This is a genomic window from Baekduia alba (genome assembly GCF_028416635.1).
In the GTDB taxonomy this organism is placed as follows: domain Bacteria; phylum Actinomycetota; class Thermoleophilia; order Solirubrobacterales; family Solirubrobacteraceae; genus Baekduia; species Baekduia alba.
The window spans coordinates 2,288,297-2,301,069 of record NZ_CP114013.1; the positions used below are offsets into that span (position 1 = coordinate 2,288,297).

Annotated in this window: 12 protein-coding genes; 9 read left to right on the plus strand and 3 right to left on the minus strand. The window is 73.8% G+C overall.

Going from position 1 to position 12,773, the window contains the following annotated elements; translation table 11 throughout:
- The first annotated feature begins 2 nt into the window (after nt 1–2).
- Nucleotides 3–2,330, plus strand: a complete 2,328-nt coding sequence (locus DSM104299_RS11465) for an arylsulfatase (protein ID WP_272477444.1) — start codon at nt 3–5, stop codon at nt 2,328–2,330.
- A gap of 76 nt (nt 2,331–2,406) precedes the next feature.
- Nucleotides 2,407–3,123, plus strand: a complete 717-nt coding sequence (locus DSM104299_RS11470; RefSeq protein WP_272477445.1) for a cyclic nucleotide-binding domain-containing protein — start codon at nt 2,407–2,409, stop codon at nt 3,121–3,123.
- A 165-nt stretch (nt 3,124–3,288) separates the two neighbouring features.
- On the opposite strand, the gene DSM104299_RS11475 is transcribed toward DSM104299_RS11470, so the two are convergent.
- The gene (locus DSM104299_RS11475; protein WP_272477446.1) at nt 3,289–3,711 is read right to left on the minus strand and encodes a DUF7144 family membrane protein; all 423 of its coding nucleotides are present in this window, start codon (nt 3,709–3,711) and stop codon (nt 3,289–3,291) included.
- 295 nt (nt 3,712–4,006) lie between these two features.
- Here DSM104299_RS11475 and DSM104299_RS11480 point away from each other — a divergent pair, with 295 nt between their 5' ends.
- The 5 genes from DSM104299_RS11480 to DSM104299_RS11500 are packed head-to-tail and all read left to right on the plus strand — an operon-like array spanning nt 4,007 to nt 8,339.
- Nucleotides 4,007–4,180, plus strand: a complete 174-nt coding sequence (locus tag DSM104299_RS11480; RefSeq protein ID WP_272477447.1) for a nucleotidyl cyclase domain-containing protein — start codon at nt 4,007–4,009, stop codon at nt 4,178–4,180.
- 30 nt (nt 4,181–4,210) lie between these two features.
- Nucleotides 4,211–5,848, plus strand: coding sequence for a hypothetical protein (locus tag DSM104299_RS11485; RefSeq protein ID WP_272477448.1), 1,638 nt, complete (start codon nt 4,211–4,213; stop codon nt 5,846–5,848).
- Between the two features lie 57 nt (nt 5,849–5,905).
- Entirely contained in the window at nt 5,906–6,808 is a 903-nt protein-coding gene (locus DSM104299_RS11490; RefSeq protein ID WP_272477449.1) for an alpha/beta fold hydrolase, read from the plus strand.
- Nucleotides 6,805–7,233 carry an acyl-CoA thioesterase gene (locus tag DSM104299_RS11495; protein WP_272477450.1) on the plus strand — a complete coding sequence of 143 codons (429 nt, stop codon included), beginning with the start codon at nt 6,805–6,807 and terminating at the stop codon, nt 7,231–7,233. Before DSM104299_RS11490 ends, DSM104299_RS11495 begins: the two co-directional genes overlap by 4 nt.
- Entirely contained in the window at nt 7,230–8,339 is a 1,110-nt protein-coding gene (locus tag DSM104299_RS11500) for a zinc-binding dehydrogenase (protein ID WP_272477451.1), read from the plus strand. The genes DSM104299_RS11495 and DSM104299_RS11500 overlap by 4 nt, the downstream gene beginning before the upstream one ends.
- A gap of 12 nt (nt 8,340–8,351) precedes the next feature.
- Here the strand turns inward: DSM104299_RS11500 and DSM104299_RS11505 are convergent, their stop codons facing one another.
- Both DSM104299_RS11505 and DSM104299_RS11510 read right to left on the minus strand, forming a co-directional pair.
- Nucleotides 8,352–10,523: a diguanylate cyclase gene (locus DSM104299_RS11505; RefSeq protein WP_272477452.1), complete on the minus strand. Its 2,172-nt coding sequence runs from the start codon at nt 10,521–10,523 to the stop codon at nt 8,352–8,354.
- 48 nt (nt 10,524–10,571) lie between these two features.
- Nucleotides 10,572–10,946, minus strand: a complete 375-nt coding sequence (locus DSM104299_RS11510) for an ATP-binding protein (protein ID WP_272477453.1) — start codon at nt 10,944–10,946, stop codon at nt 10,572–10,574.
- Between the two features lie 118 nt (nt 10,947–11,064).
- On the opposite strand from DSM104299_RS11510, the gene DSM104299_RS11515 reads away from it, so the two are divergent.
- Nucleotides 11,065–11,232: a hypothetical protein gene (locus DSM104299_RS11515; protein ID WP_272477454.1), complete on the plus strand. Its 168-nt coding sequence runs from the start codon at nt 11,065–11,067 to the stop codon at nt 11,230–11,232.
- Between the two features lie 81 nt (nt 11,233–11,313).
- Nucleotides 11,314–12,771: an SCP2 sterol-binding domain-containing protein gene (locus DSM104299_RS11520; RefSeq protein WP_272477455.1), complete on the plus strand. Its 1,458-nt coding sequence runs from the start codon at nt 11,314–11,316 to the stop codon at nt 12,769–12,771.
- Nucleotides 12,772–12,773 lie beyond the last annotated feature (2 nt).

Genomic DNA, 12,773 nt, shown 5'->3' on the forward strand with positions numbered 1-12,773 from the left:
CCATGCCCAAGAAGCCCTTCAACGGACGGATCGAGCTCGACGTCCGCGACTCGGTCGCGGACTGGAGCGCGTTCACCGCCGAGCCTGCGCCAGAGGGTGCGCCCAACGTGCTGGTGGTGCTCTACGACGACACGGGCCAGGCGGCCTGGTCGCCTTACGGCGGGCGGATCGAGATGCCGACCCTGCAGCGGCTGGCCGACGGCGGCCTGACCTACAGCCAGTGGCACACCACGGCGCTGTGCTCGCCGACGCGCTCCACGTTCCTGACCGGTCGCAACCACCACTCCAACGGCTTCGCGTCGATCTCCGAGTCCTCCACGGGCTTCCCCGGCTACAGCTCGCACATCCCGCCCGAGAACGGGACGATCGCGCACGTGCTGCGCGACGCCGGCTACAGCACGTTCTGGATCGGCAAGAACCACAACGTGCCCGTCGACGCGTGGACGCAGGGCTCCTCGAAGAAGGAGTGGCCGCTGGGCATGGGCTACGACCGCTTCTACGGCTTCATCGGTGGCGAGACCAACAACTGGTATCCGGACCTGGCCGAGGACAACCACTACATCGACGCGCCCGCCACGCCCGAGGAGGGCTACCACCTCTCCAAGGACCTCGCCGACCAGGCGCTGCGCTTCATCCGCGACTCCAAGCAGTCCGAGGCGGAGAAGCCTTGGTACCTGTGGTTCTGCCCGGGCGCCAACCACGCGCCCCACCATGCCCCGCAGGAGTACATCGACAAGTACAAGGGCAAGTTCGACGACGGCTACGAGGCCTATCGCGAGTGGGTCCTGCCGCGGATGATCGAGCGCGGGATCCTGCCCGAGGGCACGGAGCTGACGCCGATCAACCCGATGGCGGAGGGCACGTTCAGCGCGGGCGACCGGGTGCGCCCGTGGGACGAGCTGTCGGCCGAGGAGAAGGCGCTCTTCTGCCGCATGGCCGAGGTCTACGCCGGCTTCTCGGAGTACACCGACGCGCAGGTCGGGCGCATCGTCGACTACCTGGAGGAGTCGGGCCAGCTCGACAACACCATCATCTTCTACTGCGCCGACAACGGCGCCTCGGGCGAGGGCAGCCCGAACGGCTCGGTCAACGAGGGCAAGTACTTCAACGGCTGGCCGGACACGACCGAGGACAACCTCCCGCTGATCGACAAGCTCGGTGGCCCGGACGGCTACAACCACTACCCGACGGGCTGGGCGGTGGCGTTCTCGACGCCCTACCGGATGTTCAAGCGCTACACCTACCAGGGCGGCATCTGCGACCCGCTCGTGATCCATTGGCCGAAGGGCATCCAGGCCCGGGGCGAGGTACGCGACCAGTACCACCACTCGACCGACGTCTACCCGACGATCCTCGAGGCCTGCGGCATCGCGATGCCGGACACCGTCGACGGCCACGCGCAGTCCCCGCTGGACGGGGTGTCGATGCGCTACTCCTTCGACGCGGCCGACGCCCCGACGCAGAAGGTGACCCAGTACTACGAGATGTTCGGGCAGCGCGGCCTCTGGCACCGGGGCTGGAAGGCCGTCACCGAGCACGGCCCGATCTCCGGTCTGAGCAACTTCGACAAGGACAAGTGGCAGCTGTTCCATTCCGACGAGGACCGCGCCGAGGCCCGCGACCTCGCCGACGAGCACCCCGAGAAGGTCAAGGAGCTCGTCGACCTCTGGTTCGAGGAGGCCCAGCGCAACCACGTGCTGCCGCTCAACGACATGGAGGTCGCCGGCAGGGACCTCGAGAAGTTCCTGGCGATGGAGTTCAAGATCCCCGTCCCGCTCAGCGGGCAGTACACGTACTACCCCGGCACGACCGAGGTCCCGGAGCGCTCGGCGGCCAACACGCACGGCGTGTCCTACAAGGTGCTCGCCGAGGTCGAGCTGACCCCGGACAGCGAGGGGGTGATCTTCGCGCACGGGTCGCGCTTCGGCGGCCACAGCCTGTACATCAAGGACGGCAAGCTCCGCTACGCCTACAACTTCCTCGGGATCCCACCCGAGCAGCGTGTCGTCGCCGACGTGCCTTCCGACGGCGCGCACGTGCTCGGCGTCGAGTTCACCAAGGAGCGCATGGGGGAGCACCACGAGTCGCACGGCCCGCTGAAGCTCCACGTCGACGGCCAGGTCGTGGCCGAGGAGCAGATCCGGACGATGACCGGCCACTTCTCGCTCTGCGGCGAGGGCCTGTGCATCGGCGACGCGGTCGGCCAGGACTACGCCGGATCGCGCTACCCCTTCACGGGCGGCGCGATCGCGAAGGTCGTCTTCGACATCGGCGAGGACCTCTACGTGGACGTCGAGGCGCACCTGGCGGCGGCGATGGCGCGCGACTGAGCCCCGGCACGTCACCCTCGCGGCCGCGGACGGCGCTTGCGCCCGACGCGGTCGCGGGGTATCTACTGACTCCTCGATGCATGGGTCAGTGCGCGTGCTGGAGGTCGACCCCGACCTCGGACAGGGGCTGGACGCTCCGGACTTCGCGCTGGCCGAGCGCGAGCTGGTCGTGCCGACCATCAGCATCGAGCGTGGCCGCTGGGACGCCGCGGCCACGTGGGCGGCGGCCCCGACCGAGCTCGGCATGCTCCTGTTCGACGGGGTGCTGGCGCGCGACGTCATCGTCGGCAAGCGCGCCAGCCTCGAGGTGCTCGGCCCCGGCGACCTCGTCCGGCCGTGGCCGACCGACCGCCACGCGGCGGCGCTGTCGCCCGAGCTGCGCTTCGACGCGCTGGAGCCCGTGCGCTTCGCCCTGCTGGACGCCGCGTTCGCGGTGAAGGCCGCGCGCTGGCCGTCGGTCCTCGGCCAGGTGACGGGCCGCGTGATGGGGCGGGCGACGAGCGCGTCGCTGCGCCTGCTCATCCACCAGGTCGTGCGGATCGACGACCGCGTGCTGCTCTCGCTGTGGGGCCTGGCCGAGCGCTTCGGGCGCGTCACGCCCGACGGCGTCCTCGTCCCGGTCCCGATCAACCACACGATGATGGCCCGGTTCGTCGGCGCCCAGCGCCCAACGGTCAGCCAGGCGGTGGGGGAGCTCGTCAAGCGCGGCGACGTGGTGCGCCTCGACGACGGCGGCTGGCTGCTGAAGGGCTCGTTCCCGACGCATCTGCTCGACGGCGCGCCCAGCGCGTGACGCTCCCGTGACGTAGGTTTCGGATGGGTCGTCTCCAGGCATCGTGCGCGCCGTGTCGAAGTTCCAGGTCTGTGCGCTGACCTCGCTGGCCGCGCTCGCCGACCCCGTCGACGAACGGCCATGCTGGACGAGGACAACTCCTACCGCGAGACCGACGAGCGCCGGCTAGGGAGCGAGCTCGTCGGGCGCCCAGTTCGCGGTCAGCTGGTAGATGATCACGATGTCGAGGGCGATCACGAGCAGCGACCACAGCGGGAACGCGGAGATCGTCCCGAACTGGATCAGCACGTTGAGCATGCAGAAGACGATCGCGGCGAAGCGTGCCCAGCCCTTCATCATGAACAAGCCGATGCTCGTGCTGGCCATCAGCACGCCGACGATCATGTGGATCCAGCCCCACGCGGTGAAGCTCCAGACGGTGACGCCCGTGCCGCCGCCGACGGTCACGACGTCGTCGTTGAGCACCGCCGCCAGGCCGTAGAGGAAGCCGAAGACGCCGCTGAGGAACAGGATGATCCCGGCGAACGCCTGCCAGCCGTTGACGCCGACGTCGTCGTAGCGCGCCGAGCGCGAAGAGGAGGAAGCCATGGCCGGGATCGTCCACACCGGCCGGGTGATCGGAGATCATCCTCGGCGGGTGAGGCGGCGCGTCGCCGCTCGCCCTACGTTGCATCCAGCAGACGCCGGTCGCCCGGGCTCGCCGAAATTCACCTCAGCCACGGCGAGCCCGGGTGGGCGTTCGCCCGCCGCGGGGTCTGCGGACGGGCATCGATGAGCGGCGACGTGCCAACTGACGACGGTTCCCGCGGCCCACCGCGGGGCCGCGGTCGCGGTCACGCGCGCCGCCCAGGACGGCGCGCCGGCGCGGGCGCTGGTCGACGTCGTGCGCGGGCTCGACCTCGGCGCGACCGCGTCGGTCGGCGTGGCCGCCGCCTGCGACGGGGCCGCCTCGGGCGAGGCGCTGATCGTCGAGGCCGACCGCGCGACGCACGCCGCCAAGGCGGCGGGGCGCGACGGCGTGGTGCTGGACCGCCCGCACGCGGACAGCGTGACGTGACCTTCGCGGGATGCGGGCAGTTGAGTGTCCATGCCCCATCTCCGCTCCGTCCTCCTCGTCGCCGCGCTCGCGGTGCTGTGCTCCGCGGTCCCGGCGTCGGCCGACACGGCCGTCGGCTCCAGCGCCAAGGGCACGCCGATCTCCGCTGACGCGGGCTGGGCGGCGTGGCGGGGCGACGACGGGCGGTTCGTGCTGCGCGCCGGGAGTGGCGCCGCCGTGGCGACGTCGCTGCGGGCGCCCGCGTCGGCGCCGTTCGACGTCGGGACCAAGCGGGGCGGCGGCGGCGCGCAGGTCGCGTGGGCCGGCAACTGCTCCACCCGCTCGCACGCGTGCGACGTCCTCTCGGCGGTGCTGCGCACCGGCGGGCCGTCGACCCTGAGCGTCGCCGGCCACATCTCCTACCGCGGGGGCGGCGCGCCGGCGCTCGCGATCAACGGGTCCAAGGCCGCCTACACCGTGCGCGACGGCAAGTGCGACGTGCCCTACGTCCGGACGCTGCCGACCGGGACCGCCCGCAAGCTCGACCGCGGGCACTGCGCCGACATCTCGCAGCTGGACCTGACGTCCTCCTACGTCGGCGTGCTCGCACACCCGGCGGTGACGTACGGGACGGGCGCCACCGAGGCGCGCGTGGTCCGGGTCGGCGGCGGGTCGTCGCGGACGTTCCAGCGCGAGGCCCAGGGCGAGGAGAGCAACTTCATCGGGTCGATCGCCTTCGACGGCTCCTACCTGTACACGGTCCGCGGCGGGATCCGCCAGGCCAACGCCTTCACGCGCTGGAACCTGTCGACGCGCACGCGCTCCGACGCCCGCGCGTTCGTGAACCTGGGCGGCGCGTTCTCCCGCGATCGGGGCCGCAGCTACTACACCCAGACCGAGAACTACGAGGGCGCCGGTGACTGCCCGTGCGTCGTCGTGGGCGGCGACGACCCGTTCGCGAGCGCCGCGCGCCAGCTGATCCCCGCGCTGTCGCTGGCCGTCTCGCCGCAGCCGGTCTACGTCGACAGCGACCCCTCCGCGGTCGCCACGCTCACGCGGCAGACCGTGAGCCGGACCGCGACCGTCGGCGACCCCGCGCCGGTGGCCGGCGTCACCGTCGAGCTGCTGGCGGCGACCGCGACCGACACGTCGTCGGCGGTGCCGACGCCCGCGCCCACCGGCGCGACCGGCGTCACCGGCGCCGACGGCCTGGCGACGATCCGGATCCCGGGCTCGCCCGTGCCGCGCCGGATCCTGGCGGCGGTCACGCGGCCCGCCGGCGGCGACGTGGCGATCCCGACCAACGCCACCAACTACGTCCAGACCTACGTCCACGTGACGGCGAGCGCGACCCGGCTGGCGGACGGCCGCCTGCAGGTCACCGGCGCGATCACGCCGGCCCAGCCCGGGCGCAAGGTCCGCCTGGACCGCAAGCTCGACCGGATCTGCAACGCCTCCGTGAGCACGCCCGGCTCGGTCCCGAGCCCCAACCAGAACGGCGTCCCGCCCGGCTGCTTCGACCGCTACACCCAGGACCCGGTCGCGACCGCCGACGTCAGCGCCGACGGCAGCACCTACACCTCGATCGCGCCGGCCGCGACGCCGGCCGGCACCTACAGCGTGTCCTTGGACTCCCCGCGCGGCCCGTCGGTCTACGCGGGGCAGACCGCCGGGTTCGCGGCGCCGTAGGCGGAGGCCGCTGTCAGGCGCCCGCGCAACGCTCGACCGATATGTTGCAGCGCACGGATGCCCCCGTCCACGTCGCAGCAGATCGAGCTGCACGGCCACCCCGTCACCTACCACCGCGTAGGGGCGGGCCCGGCCGTCCTGCTCGTCCACGGGATCACGTCGAGCTCGCGGACCTGGCGCACGGTCATGCCGGCCCTGGCCGAGCACTACGACGTCATCGCGCCCGACCTGCTCGGGCACGGACGGTCGGCCAAGCCGCGCGGCGACTACTCGCTGGGCGCCTACGCCTCCGGCCTGCGCGACCTGCTGGTCGCGCTGGAGGTCCCGAGCGCGACGGTCGTCGGCCACTCGCTGGGCGGCGGCGTGGCGATGCAGTTCGCCTACCAGTTCCCCGAGCGCGTCGAGCGGCTGGCGCTGGTGGACTCCGGTGGCCTGGGCTCCGAGGTCAGCCTCGTGCTGCGGGCCGCGACGCTGCCGGGCGCGGAGTACGTCCTGCCGCTGCTGGCCTCGTCGCCGCTGCGCGGCGCCGGCTCGGTCGTCGGCTCGGTCCTGGGCCGCGTGGGCCTGCGCGCCTCGGCCGACGTGCAGGGCATGGCCGAGGGCTTCGAGTCGCTGGGCGACGCCAGCGCGCGGCGCGCGTTCGTCCACACCGCGCGGTCGGTGATCGACCCGACCGGCCAGCGCGTCGACGCCACCGACCGGCTGTACCTCGCCGAGCACGTGCCGTCGCTGATCGTCTGGGGCGACCGCGACCGCATGATCCCGGTCAAGCACGGCCGGGAGGCCCACGAGCGGATGCCCAACAGCCGCTTCGAGGTCTTCCCGGGCGCCGGGCACTTCCCGTTCAACGACGACCCGGACCGGTTCGTCGCGCTGCTGCACGACTTCATCGCGACGACGCAGCCGGCGCGCTTCGACGACGACCTCGTCCGCCGCCTGATGCTCCGCCATCGCTCATGACCGCCACGCCTGCGCTGACCGACTACCCGCACCGGATGACGATCCCGACGCGCTGGTACGACAACGACGTCTACGGCCACGTCAACAACGTCCAGTACTACGCGTTCTTCGACACTATCATCAACGAGTACCTCATCAACGTGGGCGGGTTGGACATCATCGGCGGCGACGCGATCGGCCTGTGCGCGGAGTCGCACTGCGCGTTCACCGCGGCGCTCGTCTTCCCCGAGGCGGTGCAGGCGGGGCTGCGCGTCGGCCACCTGGGCACGTCTTCGGTCAGGTACGAGATCGGGCTGTTCGGCGGCGCGGCGGGCGAGACCGTCGCGGCCACCGGCTGGTTCGTGCACGTGTTCGTGGACCGCGCGTCGCGCCGGCCGGTCCCGATCCCCGAGCCGATCCGCGGCGCGCTGGAGGCGATCGCATGAAGGTCCGCGGCGCGGTGCTGCGCGAGATGGGGCTGCCCCAGCCCTACGTCGACTCCCGGCCGCTCGAGGTCGTCGAGCTCGAGCTGGCGCCGCCCGGACCGGGCGAGCTGCTGATCCGGGTCGGCGCCGCCGGCCTGTGCCACTCCGACCTGTCGGTGATCGACGGCTCGCGCCCGCGCGTGATGCCGATGGTGCTCGGCCACGAGGCGGCGGGCGCGGTCGTCGCGACCGGCGGCGACACGCCGGGCTTCGCGATCGGCGACCACGTCGTCCTGTCCTTCGTGCCCACGTGCGGGGACTGCGGGCCCTGCCGCGCCGGCCGCGCCGCGCTGTGCGAGCCGGGCGCCGCGGCCAACGCGGCCGGCACGCTGCTCAGCGGCGCGCGCCGCTGGGACGCGCCGCTGCACCACCACCTCGGCGTCAGCGCGTTCGCCGACCACGTCGTCGTCTCGGCCCACTCGGCCGTCAAGGTCGACCCGGAGCTGCCCTACGACATCGCCGCGCTGTTCGGCTGCGCGGTCCTGACCGGCGTCGGCGCCGCCGTCAACAGCGCGCAGGTCGGGCCGGACGACCGCGTCGTGGTCTTCGGCCTCGGCGGCGTCGGCCTGGCCGCGCTGCTGGGCGCGAAGATGGCCGGCGCGGCGGAGGTCGTCGCGGTCGACGTCGTCGAGGAGAAGCTCGAGCACGCGCGAGCGCTGGGCGCCACGCCGATCCACGCGGGCGAGGGCGCCGTCGAGGCGATCCGCGAGGCCACCGGGGGCGGCGGCGACAAGGTCATCGAGACCGTCGGCAGCGCCCGCGTCCTGGCCCAGGCCTACGAGGCGACCCGCCGCGGCGGGACGACCGTCACCGTCGGCCTGCCGCATCCCGAGCAGCGCCTCGACATCCAGGCCGTCAGCCTCGTCACCGAGGAGCGGACGCTCAAGGGCTCCTACCTCGGCTCGTGCGTCCCGGAGCGCGACATCCCGCACTTCATCGAGGCCTACAAGAACGGTGAGCTGCCGGTGCAGGAGCTGCTGACCCACCGCATCGGCCTGGACGAGATCAACGCGGGGTTCGACCGCCTCGCCGCGGGTGCGGCGGTGCGGCAGGCCGTGATCCTGTAGGCCTGCCTCGCGCTAGGCCGCGTCGAGCAGCGCGGTCGCCGGGCCGTAGACGGCCTCGAGCGCCTCGACCGCCACGCGCGCGAACTGCTCGCCGATCAGCTCGCGGCACTCGCGCAGCGCGTCGTCGATCGAGCGGCTGGGGGAGTAGGGGCGCGTCGAGACCATGACGTCGAACGCGTCGGCCGCGGCCAGCAGCGCCCCGCCCTCGCTGAGCTGCGCGCCGCGCAGCCCGCGCGGGTAGCCGCGCCCGTCGGGGCGCTCGTGGTGGCTGAGGATCCACTCGACCTGCTCGGAGCCGAGGATCTCCTCGACCATCCGCGCGCTCAGCTCGGCGTGGTCCTTGATGACCTCGTACTCCTCACGCGTCAGGCGGGAGGGCTTGAGCAGGATCGCGTCCGGGATCCCGATCTTGCCGACGTCGTGGACCAGCGCGGCCTCGTGCAGCAGCGCGACGCGGTCGGCGGTCCAGCCGCGGGCCTCGGCCAGGCGGGCGGTGAGCTTGGCGACGCGCTCGGAGTGCTCGCGCGTGCTCGCGTCGCGCGCGTCGATCGCCCGCGCCAGCGCGCGGATGCCGGTCAGGGCCTGTGACCGTTGGAGCGCGCCGATGCGCTCGACGGCCGACAGCTCGTGGATCGTCTCCGGGTCGTAGGCCGAGATGCGGTTGCGGCCGTGCTCCTTGGACCAGTACAGGGCGCCGTCGGCGAACCGCGTGAGCTGCTCGGCGTCGATGGCGTGCGCGACGTCGCAGACGCCGACCGAGATCGTCACGCGCGCGCCGCCGGTGTGGGGCGCGCGCTCCATGGCACGGCGCGCGCGCTCCAGCGCGGCCACGGCGTCGGCCGCGCAGGACTCCGGCAGCAGGACCGCGAACTCGTCGCCGCCCACGCGCGCCAGGACGTCCTCGGCCCGCAGGTGCTCGCCCAGGACGCCCGCGACGTCGCGCAGGACCGAGTCGCCGATCGCGTGCCCGCCGGCGTCGTTGACGGCCTTGAAGTTGTCGACGTCGACCAGCGCGACCGCGACCGACGAGCCGTGGCGCGCGGCGCGGCCGAGCTCGGCCCGCAGGCGCTCTTGGAAGGCGCGGTGGTTGGCCAGGCCGGTGAGCGGGTCGGTGGTCGCGTCGGCCTCTAGGCGCGCGACCTCCTCGGTGTTGGCGACCGCCATCCCGATCAGCTCGGCGAACTCCGAGAGGTGCTGCTCGGTGTCGGCGGGGAACGTGAACGGGTCGTAGGACGTGACGACCGCCGCGCCCCAGAGCCGGCCGCGCACCTGGATCGGCGTGCCCGCCAACGCGACGAAGCCGTTGTCGCGCAGCGTGGGGGAGTCGTGGGCGCCGGGCAGGCGCGTGTCGTCGAGGCGGACGGCGCGGCCGTCGCGGCGGATCGCCGCGATCGGGCTCGTGGCCGCGATGGGGTAGCGGGTCCCCGGCACGACGCGTGTGCCGGTGTCCTGCCAGGTGCCGATCGCGGTGATGCTGTCGTCGGCCTCGAAGCGCAGGATGCCGCCGCCGTTGGCGCCCAGCAGCCGCCCGGCCTGCTCGGCGGCCAGCGAGCAGATGGCGTCGGTCGGCTGGCCGGCGGCGACGGCTGTCGCGATCGAGCGCAGCGCGTGGTGCTCCTCGGAGAGGCGCTGGGCGTTGTCGTACATCGTCGCCAGCAGCGCGCGGCCCATGAGCAGCAGGCCGCCGACGACGGCGAAGATCGGGAGGGCCATCGCCAGCTCGCCGGCGGCGGCGGGCACGCCGCGGTCGCCGACGACGGGCAGCGCCCACGCGGCCGCGCAGGCGACGACGAGGCCGACCGCCTGGCGTGCGTCGACGAAGCACGACGCGTAGACGAGCGCGAAGAAGATGTAGAGGCGCGCGGGGGAGTCGACGCCGCCGGTGATCAGCGTGATCCCGGCGATGACCGTGATCGCGGCGGCGTTGGCGGTCGGCAGCACCCAGCTCGGCGCGCGCCTCCAGTCGATGACGAAGATCGCGCACACGCCCCAGACGACGGCGCCGGCGGTCCACAGCGCGGGCCACGGGAACAGCGGCGTGTCGACCTGCGGGAAGAGCGGGAGCGCCACGGTCGCGACGGCCGCGACCAGCCACAGCGCGCCGCCGACGCGCCCGGCCAGCAGCCGCTCGGCGTCCGGCGACGAACGCAGATGCGCGGCGAGGCGATCGACCCGGCTCCCCATGTCCCCGGTGTGATCGGGCGCACAGAGGCCGTTCTTGACCGCGGGTGTCTAGCGGCGGTCGATCTCGAACCACACGTGCGTCGAGCCGTCGCGCACGCCCCAGCGCTGGGTGAGCGCCTCGACCATGTGCAGGCCCCAGCCGCCCGGCTCGGTCTTCGGCCGGTCGCGCGCCGCGGGGACGAAGCCGACGCCCTGGTCGACGACCTCGACGTGCACGTGGTGCGGGTCCTCGGAGCGCAGGATCAGCTGGACCCGGCCCTCGCGGCCGTACTTGACGGCGTTGGCGATCAGCTCGGAGACGAGCAGCTTGACGTCGGGCACCACGCCCGGGTCGAGCGTGTCGCCGAAGCGCTCCACGGCGCGCCGCGCGGAGGCGGGCGCTGTGCGATCGCGATCGATGTCGACGGTGAGCTGGTCGGGCATGACGGGGAGGGGTCGGCTGAGGAGCCTGGCGTGAGTTGTTCCTCATCGGCGCCGGATCAAACGTCTGCATCCGCCGACCCGGCGGTGCCATCTGGTCCGGGACGTAGCCTCCGGCGCCGTGACGGTCTGCCTCGATCTGCCCGGTCCCTCGCGACGCATCCGTGTCGAGCCCCTCCGCCTGCCCGCGCCGGCGCAACGGCCGGCGCCCGCCGAGCGCGAGGCCGAGCCGTTCGAGCGCGAGCCCGCCGAGGCGCCGGCGCCCGAGCGCGAGCCCGTCCCGGCGTGAGTGAGCGGAAGACCTCGCCCGGCGGCTCGGCTTCCGGGCGCCAGCTCGCCCAGGGGCTCGCGCGCGCGGCCGTGGAGAGCCATGCCTGAGAGCGCTCCTGACTTCGTCGAGGCCGTCGTCGGCTACCGCGCCTGGCACATCGAGGACGACGGGCTGCTGCGGCCGTGGACGTTCACGGCGCTGCCGTGGGAGCCGGGCGCCAACCGGGCCGTCTGCGCGCGCGACGTCCGGCACATGCCGCCGGTCGCCGACTGCATGTGCGGGTTGTACGCGTTGACCGATCCGGGCGACCGGCGGCTGGACTTCCGCGCCGACCAGGCGGTCGGCGCGATCGCCGCGTGGGGCGACCTGGAGGTGCACCGCACGGGGTTTCGGGCCGAGCAGGCGTGCGTCACCGCCCTGGCGCTCCCGGATCGCGCGGGGTGGGAGCAGCGCGACGCGCTCGCGCGCGCGGCCGAGCGCTACGGCGTCCCGCTCGTGGCGCCCGACCGGCTGAGCGACGAGGCGCTGCGCCACGGCGCGACGCTGCCCGACGACCTCTGGACGCCGAGCCCGACGTGGCCGGCGCGGCGCGCCGCGGGCGCCGGGGGCGCGCCGGTGGCCCCGCGCCTCCCGGCGGTCGACCCGGCCGCCTTCGGCACCGCCGCCCGCGGGATCGCGCTCGACGCGCACCTGTGGGTCGAGACCGCGCTGGGCGCCGTTGTCGTAGGACTTACTCGCGCGCTGGCCGCCGACCTCGGCGGCGAGCCGCAGCTCACGCTGCCCACGCCGGGCGCGTCGCTGGAGGCCGGCGACCTCGTCGCGACCGTGCGCGTCGCGGCCGGGACGTTCGGCGTGTGGGCGCCGGTCGGCGGCTCGGTCCTGACCGTCAACCCGCGGCTGGCCGACGACCCCGGCCTGCTGGCGCGCGACCCCGAGGGCGCGGGCTGGCTGCTGCGGCTGGCCCCGCGCGACTGGGAGCGCGAGGCCGGCGCCGTGACCTGGGGTGCCGCGGCCGACCGCCACTACGCCGCGCTGCTCGAGCGCGACGCGGCACGCGGCGACGCGTTCGCCGACGTCCGGCTGGAGCGCCTGCGCGCGCTGCCGCCGGTGCGCAACGCGGCCGACGTCCTGGCCCACCTGCGCGCCGAGCGCGAGGCGCCGCGCTTCGCCGACGCCGACGCGGTGCACGTCGAGCTCGGCGGCCGCCTGCGCGACGCGCTCGCCAACGACCCGCCGCTGCGCGAGCGCCTCGGGCGGCTGGACACCGTCGTCCGGTTCGCGCTGCGCGAGCCGGACGCGACGCTCGTGCTGGACCTGCGCGACGGCCGCGCCCACGTGGCCGGCGACGCGCCGGCGGGCGGCGCCGCCGACCTCGAGCTGGCCTGCACGGCCGAGGACGCCTACCGCTGGTTCATCGGCAAGCTCGATCCCGCGTCGGCGCTGCGCTGCGGCGACGTCGTCTCCTCCGAGGGTCCGGGCGCGACGCTGCGCACGCTGGCGGTGCTCAAGCACCTGCGCATCGCCGCGTGGGACGTGCTGCCGACCTGGGCGCGTTGACG

What these genes read in the sequence shown, in the direction of transcription:
- DSM104299_RS11510 (WP_272477453.1), bottom strand. Translation starts at nt 10,946, where the DNA reads ATGCCCGACCAGCTCACCGTCGACATCGATCGCGATCGCACAGCGCCC.
- DSM104299_RS11500 (WP_272477451.1), top strand. Translation starts at nt 7,230, where the DNA reads ATGAAGGTCCGCGGCGCGGTGCTGCGCGAGATGGGGCTGCCCCAGCCC.
- DSM104299_RS11520 (WP_272477455.1), top strand. Translation starts at nt 11,314, where the DNA reads ATGCCTGAGAGCGCTCCTGACTTCGTCGAGGCCGTCGTCGGCTACCGC.
- DSM104299_RS11470 (WP_272477445.1), top strand. Translation starts at nt 2,407, where the DNA reads ATGCATGGGTCAGTGCGCGTGCTGGAGGTCGACCCCGACCTCGGACAG.
- DSM104299_RS11490 (WP_272477449.1), top strand. Translation starts at nt 5,906, where the DNA reads ATGCCCCCGTCCACGTCGCAGCAGATCGAGCTGCACGGCCACCCCGTC.
- DSM104299_RS11475 (WP_272477446.1), bottom strand. Translation starts at nt 3,711, where the DNA reads ATGGCTTCCTCCTCTTCGCGCTCGGCGCGCTACGACGACGTCGGCGTC.
- DSM104299_RS11465 (WP_272477444.1), top strand. Translation starts at nt 3, where the DNA reads ATGCCCAAGAAGCCCTTCAACGGACGGATCGAGCTCGACGTCCGCGAC.
- DSM104299_RS11495 (WP_272477450.1), top strand. Translation starts at nt 6,805, where the DNA reads ATGACCGCCACGCCTGCGCTGACCGACTACCCGCACCGGATGACGATC.
- DSM104299_RS11505 (WP_272477452.1), bottom strand. Translation starts at nt 10,523, where the DNA reads ATGGGGAGCCGGGTCGATCGCCTCGCCGCGCATCTGCGTTCGTCGCCG.
- DSM104299_RS11485 (WP_272477448.1), top strand. Translation starts at nt 4,211, where the DNA reads ATGCCCCATCTCCGCTCCGTCCTCCTCGTCGCCGCGCTCGCGGTGCTG.